General features: G+C 42.9%; 17 protein-coding genes. 7 read left to right on the top strand and 10 right to left on the bottom strand.

Going from position 1 to position 16007, the window contains the following annotated elements; translation table 11 throughout:
* Nucleotides 1-75 precede the first annotated feature (75 nt).
* Entirely contained in the window at nt 76-1173 is a 1098-nt protein-coding gene (locus tag B5354_RS13270; RefSeq protein ID WP_079529296.1) for an ABC transporter ATP-binding protein, read from the top strand.
* A 156-nt stretch (nt 1174-1329) separates the two neighbouring features.
* Here B5354_RS13270 and B5354_RS13265 read toward each other — a convergent pair whose 3' ends face one another.
* Both B5354_RS13265 and fumC read right to left on the bottom strand, forming a co-directional pair.
* Complete coding sequence (locus tag B5354_RS13265; RefSeq protein ID WP_079529295.1) at nt 1330-1527, bottom strand: alpha/beta-type small acid-soluble spore protein; 198 nt, start codon at nt 1525-1527, stop codon at nt 1330-1332.
* A gap of 127 nt (nt 1528-1654) precedes the next feature.
* Nucleotides 1655-3046: a class II fumarate hydratase gene (gene fumC / locus B5354_RS13260; RefSeq protein ID WP_079529294.1), complete on the bottom strand. Its 1392-nt coding sequence runs from the start codon at nt 3044-3046 to the stop codon at nt 1655-1657.
* 302 nt (nt 3047-3348) lie between these two features.
* Here fumC and B5354_RS13255 point away from each other — a divergent pair, with 302 nt between their 5' ends.
* Complete coding sequence (locus B5354_RS13255) at nt 3349-4266, top strand: zinc dependent phospholipase C family protein (protein ID WP_079530582.1); 918 nt, start codon at nt 3349-3351, stop codon at nt 4264-4266.
* 202 nt (nt 4267-4468) lie between these two features.
* Here the strand turns inward: B5354_RS13255 and B5354_RS13250 are convergent, their stop codons facing one another.
* The gene (locus B5354_RS13250) at nt 4469-5764 is read right to left on the bottom strand and encodes an MFS transporter (RefSeq protein WP_079529293.1); all 1296 of its coding nucleotides are present in this window, start codon (nt 5762-5764) and stop codon (nt 4469-4471) included.
* A gap of 89 nt (nt 5765-5853) precedes the next feature.
* Between B5354_RS13250 and B5354_RS13245 the strand changes: the two genes are divergently transcribed.
* A complete protein-coding gene (locus tag B5354_RS13245; RefSeq protein ID WP_079529292.1) occupies nt 5854-6474 on the top strand; it encodes an NAD(P)-dependent oxidoreductase in 621 nt (206 codons plus the stop codon).
* An 87-nt stretch (nt 6475-6561) separates the two neighbouring features.
* Here the strand turns inward: B5354_RS13245 and B5354_RS13240 are convergent, their stop codons facing one another.
* Both B5354_RS13240 and B5354_RS13235 read right to left on the bottom strand, forming a co-directional pair.
* Complete coding sequence (locus B5354_RS13240) at nt 6562-7437, bottom strand: M15 family metallopeptidase (RefSeq protein ID WP_342743012.1); 876 nt, start codon at nt 7435-7437, stop codon at nt 6562-6564.
* A gap of 347 nt (nt 7438-7784) precedes the next feature.
* The gene (locus tag B5354_RS13235) at nt 7785-8027 is read right to left on the bottom strand and encodes an IDEAL domain-containing protein (RefSeq protein ID WP_079529290.1); all 243 of its coding nucleotides are present in this window, start codon (nt 8025-8027) and stop codon (nt 7785-7787) included.
* Between the two features lie 314 nt (nt 8028-8341).
* On the opposite strand from B5354_RS13235, the gene B5354_RS13230 reads away from it, so the two are divergent.
* Nucleotides 8342-9214 carry a cation diffusion facilitator family transporter gene (locus B5354_RS13230; protein ID WP_079529289.1) on the top strand — a complete coding sequence of 291 codons (873 nt, stop codon included), beginning with the start codon at nt 8342-8344 and terminating at the stop codon, nt 9212-9214.
* Nucleotides 9215-9391: 177 nt separating this feature from the next.
* Here B5354_RS13230 and B5354_RS13225 read toward each other — a convergent pair whose 3' ends face one another.
* The 4 genes from B5354_RS13225 to B5354_RS13210 all read right to left on the bottom strand — a co-directional run bounded on the left by B5354_RS13225 (nt 9392) and on the right by B5354_RS13210 (nt 11507).
* A complete protein-coding gene (locus tag B5354_RS13225) occupies nt 9392-9925 on the bottom strand; it encodes a GNAT family N-acetyltransferase (RefSeq protein ID WP_079529288.1) in 534 nt (177 codons plus the stop codon).
* A gap of 83 nt (nt 9926-10008) precedes the next feature.
* A complete protein-coding gene (locus tag B5354_RS13220; RefSeq protein ID WP_139377139.1) occupies nt 10009-10413 on the bottom strand; it encodes a hypothetical protein in 405 nt (134 codons plus the stop codon).
* Between the two features lie 63 nt (nt 10414-10476).
* A complete protein-coding gene (locus tag B5354_RS13215; protein ID WP_079529286.1) occupies nt 10477-10770 on the bottom strand; it encodes an AzlD domain-containing protein in 294 nt (97 codons plus the stop codon).
* Nucleotides 10767-11507 carry an AzlC family ABC transporter permease gene (locus B5354_RS13210; protein ID WP_079529285.1) on the bottom strand — a complete coding sequence of 247 codons (741 nt, stop codon included), beginning with the start codon at nt 11505-11507 and terminating at the stop codon, nt 10767-10769. The genes B5354_RS13215 and B5354_RS13210 overlap by 4 nt, the downstream gene beginning before the upstream one ends.
* 409 nt (nt 11508-11916) lie before the next feature.
* On the opposite strand from B5354_RS13210, the gene nhaC reads away from it, so the two are divergent.
* Both nhaC and B5354_RS13200 read left to right on the top strand, forming a co-directional pair.
* Complete coding sequence (nhaC, locus tag B5354_RS13205) at nt 11917-13326, top strand: Na+/H+ antiporter NhaC (protein WP_079529284.1); 1410 nt, start codon at nt 11917-11919, stop codon at nt 13324-13326.
* Between the two features lie 144 nt (nt 13327-13470).
* The gene (locus tag B5354_RS13200; protein ID WP_079529283.1) at nt 13471-14301 is read left to right on the top strand and encodes an MBL fold metallo-hydrolase; all 831 of its coding nucleotides are present in this window, start codon (nt 13471-13473) and stop codon (nt 14299-14301) included.
* On the opposite strand, the gene B5354_RS13195 is transcribed toward B5354_RS13200, so the two are convergent.
* The gene (locus tag B5354_RS13195) at nt 14302-15069 is read right to left on the bottom strand and encodes a cobalamin-binding protein (protein WP_079529282.1); all 768 of its coding nucleotides are present in this window, start codon (nt 15067-15069) and stop codon (nt 14302-14304) included.
* A 96-nt stretch (nt 15070-15165) separates the two neighbouring features.
* Between B5354_RS13195 and B5354_RS13190 the strand changes: the two genes are divergently transcribed.
* The gene (locus B5354_RS13190) at nt 15166-15990 is read left to right on the top strand and encodes an alpha/beta fold hydrolase (RefSeq protein WP_079529281.1); all 825 of its coding nucleotides are present in this window, start codon (nt 15166-15168) and stop codon (nt 15988-15990) included.
* Nucleotides 15991-16007 lie beyond the last annotated feature (17 nt).

Here is a 16007-nt window from a genome sequence, read left to right as displayed (position 1 = left end):
TACCCTTCCTGTTCACTGCGGTAGACTTATATTAACTAAAGAAAGCGATTTCAAAAAAACAGGGAGGCTCCTTTCATGGCAGAGTTAAAGTTAAATAATATTGAAAAAGTGTATGACAAAAAAGTAAAAGCCGTTGATGACTTCAACTTACATATTAATGACAAAGAATTCATCGTTTTTGTAGGTCCATCTGGCTGTGGTAAATCAACTACCTTACGAATGATTGCCGGGCTCGAGGAAATAACGGGCGGCGATTTCATGATTGATGAGAAGCGTATGAATGATGTAGCACCTAAGGACCGCGACATTGCGATGGTGTTCCAGAACTATGCCCTCTATCCGCATATGAACGTTTATGATAATATGGCGTTTGGCCTTAAATTACGGAAAATGGATAAAAAAGAAATCGAGCAGCGTGTCAACAACGCAGCCAATATCCTGGGACTTGAAGCTTTATTAGATCGTAAACCGAAAGCACTTTCCGGTGGACAGCGTCAGCGTGTGGCACTTGGACGGGCTATTGTACGGGATGCGAAAGTGTTCCTGATGGATGAACCCTTGTCCAACCTTGATGCCAAATTACGTGTCCAGATGAGAGCCGAAATTCAAAAGCTTCACCAGCGTCTGCAAACGACAACGATCTATGTAACGCATGACCAGACAGAGGCCATGACGATGGCTACACGTCTTGTTGTTATGAAGGATGGTATCATCCAGCAGGTTGGGGCACCTAAAGAAGTATATGATAAGCCGGAAAATGTTTTTGTCGGTGGTTTCATCGGATCTCCTGCCATGAACTTCTTTGCCGGAACCCTTCGTGAGGATCATATTCAAATAGGCGATGTGAACCTTGCTGTGCCGGAAGGAAAGTTAAAGACATTGCGTGACCAGGATTATATCGGTAAAGAAATCATTCTCGGTGTACGCCCGGAAGATATGCATGATGAACCGTTATTTATCGATGCGAACCCAGATAAGAAAATTAAAGCCTACATCGAAGTGGCTGAGCTAATGGGCTCTGAATCTTATCTTTATTCTAAACTGGATGATCAAGAGTTCATCGCAAGGGTCGATTCTCGCTCTGATATTAACGGTGGAGATGAAATCGTACTTGCAATTGATATGAACAAAGTCCACTTTTTCGATAAAGAAACGGAACAGCGAATCCACTAAATCTAAACTCAATTTAAAGACACAGCTGATCTTTTCTGCTGTGTCTTTTTTAGCTTATTTATGCAGCTCTCAACAAATCCGGAATCAATTTTAAAGCTTTTCATAAAAATAAAGAGGAGAAAGGGCGCACCCTTTCTCCTCCTTCAAATTATTTAATTATTTTTGTCCGCCGAACTGTTGCTCAGCCATTGACACAAGACGCTTAGTGATTTCTCCACCTACAGAACCGTTAGCACGGGAAGTAGAATCAGCACCAAGTTGTACTCCGAATTCTTGTGCAATCTCAGTTTTCATTTGGTCTAGAGCTTGTTGTACGCCAGGTACTACTAACTCGTTAGAACTGTTGTTAGCCATGTTGTCTCACCTCCTGTCCTGTGTAATAGTAGTATGATCGGGTACTGCTATTTTTATCACAGAAATTTCATTCCAATATACGGTAATTTACTTAGAGGTGAACGGCATGGCTAGACCGTTTATATAGTTACTTGGCGCTAGGCTTTGTCATCGCCTTTGGATCCACATATTCCTCGAATTGCTCTTCTGTAAGCAAACCAAGTTCCACAGCTGTTTCCTTCAATGTTTGATCTTTTTCAAAAGCTGTTTTAGCGATTTTAGCTGCATTTTCATAACCAATGTGTGGATTCAACGCTGTCACAAGCATCAATGAATCACGTAGATACTTTTCAATTTGCTCATGATTTGGTTCTAATCCAACAACACAACGTTCATTAAAGGAAACCATGCTGTCAGCAAGTAATTGCGCGGACTGCAAGAAGTTATAAGCAATGACAGGTTTAAATACATTCAATTCAAAATTACCCTGACTGGCCGCAAAACCAATTGTTGCATCATTCCCCATCACCTGTGCAGCAACCATCGTGATCGCTTCACTCTGGGTCGGGTTTACTTTACCAGGCATAATCGAGCTGCCAGGCTCATTAGCCGGAATTGTAATTTCACCAATTCCACAGCGCGGTCCACTGGCCAGCCATCTGACATCATTGGCAATTTTCATAACGTCAGCTGCTAAAGCCTTAATAGCTCCGTGGGCATGCACTAGTTCATCATGGGATGTTAACGCATGAAATTTATTCGGGGCAGAAATAAAATGCTTTTGTGTTTCATCATTAATTTTGGAAACGACTTGATCCGCAAAATCTACATGCGCATTAAGACCAGTACCGACAGCAGTTCCGCCAATAGCAAGCTCTTTTACATAGTTTGTACTATCAATCAGCATCTTTTCGGTTTTTTCAAGCATACGGTGCCATCCGCTTATTTCCTGCCCTAGCGTTAGCGGTGTCGCATCTTGCAAATGAGTACGGCCAATTTTAACAATGTCGTTAAACGCTTCCATCTTTTCTTCTAATGTATCCTTTAATTGTGTTAAACCCGGTAGTAATACATCCTCAAGCTTTCTGACTGACGCGATGTGCAGTGCTGTAGGGTATGTATCATTAGAGCTTTGAGATTTGTTTACATCGTCATTAGGATGCAAACGAGTTTCTTTTCCCTGCTCCTCAAGCCACTTATTTCCGACATGAGCGATCACTTCATTCACGTTCATATTAGATTGTGTACCACTGCCCGTTTGCCAGACAACAAGCGGAAAGTGTTCCTCTAAGACCCCTTCAAGAATTTGATCAGCTGCATGGCCGATCGCCTCTGCTTTATCTTTTTCAAGTAAACCGAGTTCATGATTGGCTTTGGCAGCGCTTTTCTTGAGAATGGCAAAACCTTCAATAATTTCTTTCGGCATTTTCTCATTGCCGATCGGGAAATTCTCCTTACTTCGTTGTGTTTGAGCTGCCCAATATTTATCACTCGGAACTTTTATTTCACCTAATGTATCTTTTTCAATTCGATAATCCATAATGCTCCTCCTTTATATCTTGTGTAAACATCCCTTATTAATTGTATCAATTTTCTTTTAAACATTCATTAATCAACAGGGGGAATTTGTTGAAAAATGCCACAACACATTTATCTGATTATTTACATTTTTCTGATCATACTATAAAATAAGGTTACCAGCCGAAAAGCGGGCTGATCTCTCACGAAGAGGTGCAGTTTTTTAGCTTGGTCTTTTCCAATGGGTAAATAAATGGGTGAAAAAGAGTCCTCGGGGCTCTTTTTCTATGTTAGTTTATAATTAAGGAAAAACGAGGTGTGGACATGCCGAATATTTGGACGCATATTTTGTTTGCGGAAGACGTTTGTGACCAGCTTGAGCGCCACGATCTTATCGAAACATCTGGGCGTTTTTTAGCTCTCGGTGCTCAGGGACCCGATCCGTTCTTCTACTACAATTTCTGGCCTAAACTCAACGACCGCGGGGTGCCCGATATTGGAATGAAGCTGCATACAGAAAAATGCGGTTCCTTCTTACACAACATCATTAAGCGTGGCAAACATGAAAAAAATCAGTCACAAGCCTATATTCTAGGTTTCGTTACCCATCATATTCTTGACCGCATTACACATCCTTATATTCACTATCGTTCTGGCTATGAGGGCCATAAACATCAAATATTTGAAGTCATCATTGACACCATCATACTGGACCGCTACCGGAACCTGAAAACGTGGAAAACACCCGCTTACAAGCACATTCAGTTGAGCAACCACGAAGCAAAAAAGCTGGCACAATGGATCGAGCAGGAAATCTATATTCAATTCCCCCATGCAGTACAGATTGTCCCTTCGAATTATGTAGTCCAGTCCTTCATGGACATCGCTCTCGCTCAGCGTTTGTTATTTGATCCGACTGGATGGAAGCATCAGTTGTTAGGTACACTGGTTTCTCCCTTTTCACATAGACCGATCGATAAAAAAATTGATTACTTAAATGAAACAAACTTAGAATGGAAGCATTCAGCCACCGGTGAAATTTCCACTTCTTCTTTTATTGATTTGTATGAAAAGGCCTTTGCGGACGCTTGTGTGATCATGGAAAGAATTCTGCAGTATTGGGGCAGTACAAATGAGCACCAGCTGGAGAAGATCGTGGATTTGATTGGAGATATTTCTTATGATACGGGAAAACCATTGACGCTTGGACTGGATAATGCCTATAGTGATCCGATTGTATGAGGAAATTTGTGGATATATCGAAATTGACACGGTGTTACTCCTTCCCTGTTCTTTTTAAAAGAACCTCCAAAGCAGAAAAGACAGAGCATTGGCTGAGTTAACCAATGCTTCTTTTTTATATAGAACTTTATGTGCTTTTAAAGTGGGAGTCGAGGCGTACCCATTTAAAGGAACTGCACGTAATAGTGGTTAATTTGTTTAATTAAGTTTTAACAATCGTCTTTTGTTGTTTTTTCGTATGTTCTTGAGCTTGAGCCATTCCTTTTTCAATATCAACAAATTTCAATAACACAATCCCACCGATAAAAAAGACGATTAAGGACATAATTCCTAGTCGGCTTGATCCCGTCAATTGGCCGACTAGTGCAAAAACGAACGGACCAAAAATAGCCGCGAATTTGGAGGAGATTCCATAGAATCCGTAAAATTCAGCGTGGCGGTCAGCCGGAACCATTTTGCCAAAAATAGATCGGCTTAGTGACTGCGCTCCGCCCTGTACCATCCCTACACAGATGGCTAACAGGTAAAAGTGCAAGGCAGATGTCATAAAATACCCTAATGCCACAATCGCCAAATAAATGTATAATGCCAGTATAAGGGCACGCTTTGCGGAGATTTTATCAGCGAGATAGCCAAACAAAAAGGCAAATGGAATCCCGACGAATTGAGTAATTAATAAGGCCAGAATCAGCGAATTACTGTTGATTCCTATATCTCTGCCATAGATGGTAGCCATCTTAATAATCGTGGATATCCCATCATTGTACAGCCAGAAAGCCAGTAAGAAAATGAGCAGGTGCTTAAATTGTGGCAGTTCTCTAATCGTTCTGCCCACTCGTTTGAAGCCGATTTTGGCGTAGGATGAAGTACGCCGGGACCTCTGCTTTTTCTCTTCCTTCACATTTTTAAATAACGGAATGGCAAAAATCAGCCACCATACGCCGACAGATACGAACGAAAGCTGGGTAGCTGTCAGTGTGTCAGGCAAGCCAAACCATTGATAATTTAAGATCATCATTAAGTTAATGGCTAACAGCACTCCTCCTCCAAGATAGCCAAAAGCGTAGCCCCAGGAGGATACTTTATCGATGGACTTCTCATCACTAACCTCTGGCAAGAAGGCATCATAGAACGCATTGCCGCCGGAGAACCCGATCGTACCTACAATCAGAAGCAGGGAAGCCAAGAGATAATCCCCTTCCCCTACAAAGGCTAACAGCACACTTGCCGTCATCCCCATGAAGGCAAAAAACATTAAGAACTTTTTCTTGGCTGCTGAAAAATCACTAATAGCACCAAGAATCGGAGCGAGTATCGCGATGATTAAGACAGCTATAGACTGGGAATACCCCCAGTAGCTGGTGGCCAGGGAATTCTCAACCCCTTTTGCTGCTACATCATAATAGAAAATAGGCAATACGGCAGCCATAATGGTTGTAGCAAAGGCTGAGTTCCCAAAATCATATAACATCCAGCTTAAGACCGGTTTCTTTTTCATTCCATGCCACCTCCCCTTGATTAAGTTTATCAAATCAGTCTGGATTATAGTTCAATTTTTACAAAATTCATAATAATGAGGTGTTACTGATGAAAATTGCCGTTTTTGGAGCCACCGGAAGAGTAGGAAGCCGTGTGGTCAATCAAGCTGCCGAAGAGAATATTGAAGTCAACGCTTTAGTACGAGATCGCACCAAGGCTCAGGAAATGATCCCTAGTGCCCATCTTATTGAAGGTGATGTGCTCAACGCTGAGGATGTGGAAGCCACCATTCAAGGCTGCGATATTGTCTTCAGTGGACTTGGTACGGATAAAACAACGACACTATCGCAAGCGATGCCTGTAATTATTCAGAGCATGGACAAATACGATATAGAACGAATCATCACGATCGGCACAGCAGGTATTTTAAACAGTCGGATTGAGGAAGGAAGCTATCGGTTTCAAACCAGTGAATCGAAGCGGCGTCAAACATTCGCTGCTGAAGAACATTTATTTGCTTATAAGGCTCTAGCCCAATCCAGCCTGTCCTGGACAATTCTATGTCCAACATACCTTCCTGATGGTGAAGCTGCAGGGAGTATCCGCCATGAAGTCAATTACCTGCCTGTTGACGGTAAAAAAATTACCGTTGGCGATACAGCCCAGTTTGCCTTTGACGAAATAATAAAAGCACGATTTCCTAAAGTACGTGTCGGATTAAGTGAGTGAATGAAAAAAGGAGCCCTCGTTCTGAACTATGCGTTAAACCTTGTTTAACGTGCCGTTCATGTCTGGCTCCTTTTTGTTCATGTATAATCAGGAAGCAGGATAGAATCCAAAAAATTCTTCCAGTGTCTCCTCCTGTTTGTGTATCTCAGTAGATATATCCGTTCCTACATATCTTAAATGCCACGGTTCATACGAATACCCCGTGATATCAGATTTTCCCTTTGGATATCTAATAATAAATCCGTACTCATGGGCATGTTCCGCAAGCCATTCTCCTTCATCGGTCTGCCGGAAGGATTGCTTTAATTTAAACGCCATTTGTGCCGAAGTTACATCCATAGCTAACCCTGTTTGATGCTCACTTGTTCCAGGTTTTGCAGAGAATTGATTCGCTTCCTTCTCTCCTCGCTCAGCCACGTTTTGCTGATAAATACTCTTTTGTCTCTCATATGAGCGGTACCCTGAAGCAGCAACTAAATCAATTCCGTCTTGGCTGGCAGCCGCAAATAATTCTTCGAGAGCTCTAGCCGCTTCTTTACGCATCTGCTTTTTAGGATGAAACTCAGTGAAATAAAAAGGGACTTCCGGAACCACCAGGTCAGGTGGTGTGTACCCGTCAGGCAGTTTTCGATGCTTATTAACCACAACATGCATACTTTTAGGTTCGTTAACGACAGTCAATCCATCACTATCTTTCTTTTCCTCAGCTTTATCCCCAGCAACTGGAACATTAGGATCTTCAGACTCTTCCTTTTGTTGTTCTTTGGATGGTTCAGAATTCTCGCTTTGCTTTTCATTTGATTGCTTCTGTTCATCAGCGGAATCTTCTTCACTTGATGGGGCCGGCTCGGTAGACGTCGGTTGCTCGCCCTCATTATCCGCACTAGTGAATTGATCGAGGGAGCACCCTGACAGCATCACGCTTAAGCCCACACCTAGTACAATATACTTCCATTTCATCATTGTCATACCTTCCTAACCCTTTAATCTTTATTCACTATAACACTTTCAGGAAGTTCCTGTACACGCAAATTTATGATGGCGAGTATGCAGGTAGTTTAGTTATAAAAGAAGAAGTTCATTAAAGTCGACATGAAAGGAGTTCGGTTAAAATCGAAATTCAAGGAAGTTAAGACTGGGAACAGAGGAAGTTCGGCTAAGAACGGAGTTAAAGGAAGTTCGACTAAGTTCGGCATGTCCTGTGCCAACGTCGAACGACCCTACGTCGTGTAGGGCCTGTGCCAACACCGAACTACCCCACGTCGTGTGGGGCAAAAAAAAGCGCCACTGAATAAGTGGCACTTTATCATCTATTCCCAAGTATAGGGTTGATATTTTTCACTCAAACGGTGAAATTCTTGTCTATCATCGTTATCAATGGCTAAGTTAATTTGTTTGTCTATCTGTTCTTTATTAAATTGAAAGCTTAATTCATCCAGAAGCAGTCTTGAGGCTAAACGAATCCCGAAGGACAATTCTCTTTTGGCAGTGATTTCACGATTCCTGAATCCAGGGTTTCGACGCAATACGTATATAACCTTTTGCTTTCTCATGAGAATACCCCCTTATTGCTTTTTTCCATTATGAAGGATTTAAGTGTATTTCGCAATGATTTTTCTGAATATTTAGTTATATAATTCCCTTTAATTTAAATTATAAACCTTATTTTAAACAAATTTTTCTTAAAAAATTTAAATAATGCAGCGTAGTCATGGCTACACTGGAACTGTTCAAAAGTTTACCTTGTACAAAGATTCTTACCGTCCGCAAGCTATGTGTAGACGGGTAGATTTTTTTCTCTAGACCCAATGTAACTAGCTTTGGTAAGCTATAACATGCTGTAAGACACAAATCGGGGGATCATGTTATGGGAGAATACGAAAATATAAAACGTGGTGAAAAAGGGGCATGGGTAAGTATTATTGCTTATTTGGTCCTTGCTGCCGTTAAGCTTATTGTGGCAGCCATTGGGAACTCTGAGGCTCTTAGAGCTGACGGGCTTAATAATACAACAGATGTTATTGCATCCATTGCCGTGCTTATCGGACTGAAAATTTCCCGCAAACCTCCTGATGAGGATCATCATTATGGACATTTCAGGGCCGAAACCATTGCTTCCTTAGTGGCTGCTTTCATTATGGTGACCGTGGGAATCGAAGTTATCATTGGCACTATTGAGGGCATCATACAGGGTCAAACCAGCGAACCCTCTATGTTAACGGGGTGGACAGCTATTCTGGCAGCCCTGTTTATGTTTGGCGTGTACCGTTACAACTTGAATCTCTCTGCACAGGTGAAAAGTCAAGCACTTTATGCCGCTGCCCAGGATAACCGCTCAGATGCACTCGTCAGCATCGGAGCTGCTGCAGGTATATTTGGCGCCCAGTTAGGAGTGTATTGGCTCGATCCATTAGCTGGCCTAATTGTGGGGCTGATTATTTGTAAAACCGCTTGGGATATTTTCAGAGAGGCCAGTCACACTCTCAGTGACGGCTTTAACAAAGTAGAAGTTAATGATATTCGCCATGTAATTGCCAGCCATCCATCCGTTTTAACCGTTGATGATGTGAAGGCTCGTCTGCAAGGGAATCAGATTTTCGTAGATGCTACCATTAACATTGATCCTAATCTGACCATTCAGGAAGGTCATGATATTACGGACGAGGTGGAAGACCTTCTTAAGCAGGAAATGAAGATTTATTATGCTCATATCCATATCGAACCTTATGAAGAACAGTGAGAAGCCTTCTGCAGTCTGGTAGGCCTAGAAGTTGTCCTCCTAAGGCTAATAACGGATATATCTTAATAATCGCGGTAATACTGAATTTATCGCGGATAACATCTTCTCCTATAATATAAGAAAAAAATCCTCTCTTAGTTTTGAACTAAGAGAGGATTAGCTTTTAATATCCTTTTTTCACGAAAAATGCTGTAACAACGAGTCAATATGCTCCCATCCATAGGCTGTCTCTTCATAGGTTCCTTGACCAATTGTCACTTCTTCCGCTTCAACGGGCTGAGCACCTAAAACACGATAAAAATTGCTCGATGGGTTACGCGTGAGCACCCAGACTAATAAAGATTGATATCCCTCTTCTTTCATAGCCGCAACGAATGCTGCGATCATCTTCCTCCCATAGCCTTTACGCTGATACTCATCCAATAAATAAATGGCGTAGATTTCTCCATCATACCCATAATTCTTCGTCCGTTCTTTTCCACCGGACACAAATCCTATGACTTCTTGTTGGTCATTCTCAATCACATAGGCAATCTGTCCATTAACTGGAGCCCGTAAAATGGTTTCCCACAGAACGACTCGATTTTCAAGAGTGATATTACTCATATCCCTTTCATCGATCAAGTCTCTATATGTAGATTTCCAACTTTGAATATGAATATTAGCAATATCTTTCGCATCCTCAAATCGAGCCACTCTAACATGGGTCATTTCTTTTCTCCCCTTTTTCATCTATCTATTTATCCATAGTGTAGCAGAAAAAATGGCACCACGCTCGTGGCACCATCTTTTTTTTAACAACTGAAACTTGAAATCCGATCCGTATCAATCCCGAAGTATTGCCAGGAATATCGGTTCGGGCGCCAACGATAACCAGCTACAGATGTCCGTCCAATAAAGATGGGATAAAACCAAAATCTTCGTCCGTTGTTTAAACGTACTCTAGTGAAACGAAACAAGCATCCATACATGGAACCTGGATCCACAGCAAATACCCCAGGACCACTAAACCCTTGCGCATCAGGGTATGACTCTATATCACCCGGCGGGGGCCCAGGGGGGTAATTTTGCGGCGCACCTTGCGTTCCTCCCTGTGGCGGACGGCCTGGCGGGGGGCCAAAACCTGGAAAACCGCCTGGACCACCTTGACCTTGCCCACCTCCGGGAGGTCCCCATGGGAAACCTAGTTGTCTGTACATAACGCCATCAATTCCTTTCAAAAAAGTGTCCCTATACGTTATGACACAAACACCCATACCGTGCTACAAGGTCATGAAAAAGACGGCCGCAATCGCCCCGAGCACGACCCCAATGATATGAACATTCACCCAGGCTAATAAAATAGCAACAAGAGCTGCGATGACTCCTATTTGAGGGGCATCAGGTTTGACAGATAAAATTCCCGGAAAAATCAAGGCCCCTAACGCAGCATAAGGAATCGCATTCAGCCAACGGTCCACCCATTTGGGAAAATGAGCTTGATCAATGATGAACGCCGGGATAAATCTTGGAATTGCGGTAACCACCGCCATGCCGATAATCATCCAAATGATCACGATTCTTCTTCCTCCCCATCTTGTAAAATCCATATTCCACTCAGACCGCCAATTAGAGTCCCAAGCACGATTGCCCATCCTTGATCCATTCCCCACCACTGACAAAGAAAGTTAATCATCATCGCAAAAATGGCCACAAGTGCAATTCGATATTGTTTGCGCACTGAAGGGACTAGCAGCCCTATGAACATCGCATATAAAGCGACTCCCATGCTTTGACTCAGCCTGCTAGGTATAATGTCTCCCAGCACACCGCCAAGGTAAGAACCTCCCACCCAAGATACATAGGCTGTCAAAATCAAGGCAGCGTAAAACCACGAAGCATGAGCCTCTTTGCTTTCTTTTCGATACAACATCGACACCGCAAACGTTTCATCTGTAATCCCTAGTGACAATGGTACCTTAGCTCTAAGTGCAATTCCTCTCAACCGATTCATAAATGACAAACTCATTACAAAATGCCTGAAATTCAGAACAAATGTGGCTATAATAATTTCCATTGCCCCCGTGCTCGCCGCTACCATCCCCACGGCAAGAAACTGAGAGGCGCCTGCGAAAACGAGCACACTCATGAGGGTAAGTTCCATATTTGTCATACCTGATTGTCCAGCCAATACACCATATGTTAAAGCAATCGGCAGATATCCTAACATAATAGGAAGACCTGCAATTGTACCGCGTTTGGCCATATGTAGACGAGTTGTTCCTGTGGCGGCTTCTATCACTTGAGTCCCCATTGTTCTATCCCCTATCTTGAAAATTTCCACTATTATACACAATTTTGAGACCACGATAAAGTTATTCACATTCATTTATCGGTGAGTCGTCTTATGAAGGGAATTTTTGGCGAGCGACTATCATTAGATTCTCCCCTCACTCTCATTGATTCGGCCGTAATATCGAATGATTCGACCCTTGAGCTCCAGGATTCTGCCCAAACCTTCAGTGACTCTACCCAAACACAGAAAGATTCTGACCTTCCACATTATCCAGGATTCACTCGCCATACTAAAAAGGTAAGCTGATCCGCTCAAATGGTTGACATAAACACGTTTCCTAGCATATAGTATCTATATGCTTCATCACTTAAAAGCGTTTAAGTAAAAAAGATACTAATCCTACATTGACTATAAAGGAGGTTTATCGATGCTTCATCTACAGCCAAAGAAGTTGCCAGGAGTTCTTGAATCCGTGCTAGTACTCCTTGGGATTATTGCTCTTATCAGTTTCTTTATTATTGTATTACAAAGTGCGCCCCACATTCCCATCCTGCTAGGAATTATCGTGATGCTGGCTTACGGATTTCTAAAGAAGATGTCCTTCAGTGAGCTCCAGAATGGCATGATTCAAGGCGCACAATCGGGAATGGCTGCTGTCCTGCTATTCTTCCTGATTGGTGTCCTAATCGCCAGCTGGATGGCCAGCGGGACCATCCCTGTCCTTATGAATGCATCCTTTCTTATCGCAGGCGGACCATGGTTTTATGCCATTACTTTTTCCATTACAGCTGTGGTAGGAATAGCCTTAGGGAGTTCGTTTACGACAGCTGCCACAGTGGGGGTCGCCATGATGGGAGTCGCACAATCCACAGATATTTCACTGGCGATTACAGCTGGTGCAGTCGTTTCTGGTGCGTTTTTCGGTGACAAAATGTCGCCTTTATCAGATACAACCAACCTGGCTTCCACCGTTGTAAAAGTAGATTTGTTTGAACATATCAAAAATATGGCCTGGACGACAGTTCCGGCTTTCGTAATCAGTTTTATTCTATTTGCGGTGCTCTCCCCTGCACGAAGCTCGACAGGAAGTGAACTATCATCATTTCAACAGGGCTTACTCGACTCTAACTTGATGCATTGGAGTTCATGGATTCCACTAATCATACTCATACTGTTAACGATCAGCAAACAGCCTGCCTTTATTTCCTTAACGATTACCAGTCTTACCGCCACAATTATCGCCGGACTCAGGGGCGTGCTGCCATGGGGTGAGTTATGGGGAACTTGGTTCAACGGGTACACGGCCGAAACGAACCATCAAGCAGTTAACGACCTTTTAACGAGAGGCGGCATGAATAGCATGCTGTTTACTGTTTCGCTCGTCCTATTAGCCTTAGCCCTTGGCGGACTCTTTTTTGCAACAGGTGTAATTCCTGCCATTTTGGAAAAAATTAAGGGAGCCCTGAAATCCGCCCGATCCATTACAATTTCAACGGCAATTACTGCAATCGGTGTAAATATAGCAGTAGGGGAACAATATTTATCGATCTTATTAACAGGAGAAGCTTATCAGCCCATTTATGAAAAGGCTCATTTAGCTAAGAAAAACTTATCACGAACTCTTGAGGATGCAGGAACTGTCATCAATCCGCTCGTCCCTTGGAGCGTATGCGGGGTGTTTCTATCCGGAGTTCTGGGAGTTCCGGTATTAGACTATCTTCCGTTCGCATTTTTCTGCCTGCTCTCTCCTATTTTAACGATGCTATTTGGTCTAACTGGTAAAACATTGACTCATACAGCCTTCACTTCATCTAAATCATTTAAAAATGCCAACTAAAAGAGCAGACCGCCCACAAAGCGGTCTGCTTTTAGTTTGTCTTCAAACGCGTCAGCAAATCTGCTAAATCCCGTACCTGACATCCCATTCTATGAATAGAACCGCCCCTGTAACAGCAAACTAATCAAAAAGGAGCGGTTTGTTATGGATAAAGAGCAACAGTCCCTCATGGACGACGGCTGGCATATGGCCCATGCAGAGGCCGAACAAGTTTTAGATGACCTTGCTTTTTACAGAACCTTAATCTCAAACGTTGTCTTTATAGGTCAAAAAGATTCAAAAGACTGGGTGTTAGTCGATTGCGGTGTCGCTCACTATGGCAAACGCATTATCGAAGCGGCTGAAAAGCGATTCGGATCCCACCCGCCTAAAGCGATCATCCTGACACATGGTCACTTTGATCATGCAGGTTCCGCGAAACAGATCGCTAAACAATGGAATGTTCCGATCTATGCCCATCCCGATGAAATGCCGTATATTACAGGCGAAAAAACCTATCCTATCCCCAATTCAACAATTGGGGGCGGACTGTTTTCTCTATTGTCGCCTTTTTTTCCGAGGGACCCAGTCCATTTAGGTAAATGGGTTAATCCGCTTCCCGAGGATGGCACGGTTCCGCATATGGACGACTGGAGAATTGTTCACACGCCAGGTCATACCCCCGGTCACGTTTCTTTGTTCAGGGATCGCGACCGCACGTTGATTTCAGGTGATGCTGTTATTACCGTCAAACAAGAGTCGAGTCTAGCCGTTTTTATTCAAAGCCAGCACATACACGGTCCCCCAGCTTACTTTACTCACGACTGGCCTGATGCCGAGAAGTCCGCTAAAAAATTAGCCAGCCTAAACCCTAAATTAATTCTCTCCGGGCATGGCCTGCCTATGGAAGGACAGCTGATGCAGGAACAGCTTACCCAACTAGCGAAAAACTTTAAAGATTATGCCATTCCTGCTCACCAGAATAAACCACATTAACTATGAATAAAGGATCGTGTGTAATTTTCTTAACCCTTCCAGCAATCGCGGACTCGGACGACAATATAATGACTCTTCGAGGACATGGATATTGTCCTCTTTGATTGCTTTCATCTCCAGCCATCCGGGCCTTTTTCTTAAAAGGTCCGGATTCATTTTTTCTTCCTTCACTCCAACCCACACCATACAAATGTGATCTGGATCTCGTTCTCTCACATCCTCCCAATCAGTCTGCACACTTGCTTCTTTTTCTTCACCGAATAAATTAACACAGCCAGCTAATTCGCTGATTTCTGTTAACCAATTTCCTTGTCCAGGCGTAAAAATAGGTTTAGGCCACCATTCCCAGTAAAGACTCGGCTTTTTCTCTTTGGCATTGCTTTTAGCACGATACATTTCAATTTCCTGTAAAAATTCATTCGCTTTCTTTTCCCCATGGTCCGGCAATCCGATAGCCTTTCCTACCTCTTTAATATCTATGGCAATTTCTTGTAGAGACCCCGGATTTAAAATCAATTGTGGAATGTTACGTTCCCGTAATCCTTCAATATTTTTTTCCATTCCAGGCACACTAAGCGAACTCAGCACAAGGTCTGGCTTTAACTCAGCTACTGCGTCAATATCGATGGATAAGTCTGGCCCAAGGCGTGGTAATTGCCTTACCTGTTCAGGAAAATCAGAATAATTGTCGACACCAACCAACATCTCTTCTTGCTCTAAATACGCGACAATTTCAGTGTTACTGGGGCAAATCGACACAATTCGAATACAATCACTTCCTTTTTCAGAATCCTCTGATGTTTCATTTTATTCCATTATAGCTTATATTTAGGGTAAGAAAAAAGTTAAGAAAGGATGAATGACGTGGCCGCAACATTATTCGATACAGCAAAAGGGATCGTAGAATTTTCATTTGAAGGAACCGGCCCGACCATCCTGCTCCTCAAAGGTGGGCACTGCTCTAGAGATACTGACTTATCCCATCGAAGTTTAATTTATGAAGGGTTTTCGTTATTAACCATTTCCCGGCCTGGCTATGATGCAACCGAAGTTTCTGCCGGACGGACTGCAGCCGAATTTGCCGACACAATTGTAAGCGTTTTAGATCATTTAAACGTAGAAAAGGTTGCTGTCATCGCCGTCTCCTCAGCAGGACCTACGGGAATTGCGTTAGCTGCTTACTACCCTGATCGGGTGGAGAAATTGGTTATGGAAGCCGCTGTAACAGCTCCCTGGGAATTGGGAACAAAAATGCGTGCTAACCTATTGTTTGGACCAAGTGAGAAAGCTACCTGGGGAATCATTAAATTATTATTAAAGGTTTGTCCAGATATAGTTATGAAGAATATACTAGCTTCTCTAACTACAGAAGAAGTAGATGATCTCTATAAACGTCTCTCTTTAAACGACCGCAGATTCATCTATAACATGCTGGCTGATTCCCAATCAGGTCATGGCTTTTCACTTGATATCAAACATGGCTTAGCTGATATGAGTAAAATCAAGGCCCCCATACTCGGCATGTACGCACGCAAAGACAAAAGTGTTCCTTATTCACAAGCCATTCTACTGAAGTCAAACACACAGAACTGTGAAATTTATGATGCACCATCTGATAGCCACTTGATTTGGATTGGCCCCAAAGCCCCAAATGTCTGGGCAAAACGATTAGACTTTTTAAGTCACTAAACCAAAGGAGGAGAACC

It is taken from the genome of Halobacillus hunanensis (assembly GCF_900166655.1).
Classification (GTDB): domain Bacteria; phylum Bacillota; class Bacilli; order Bacillales; family Halobacillaceae; genus Halobacillus_A; species Halobacillus_A hunanensis.
This window is presented reverse-complemented; position numbering and strand designations above follow the sequence as displayed.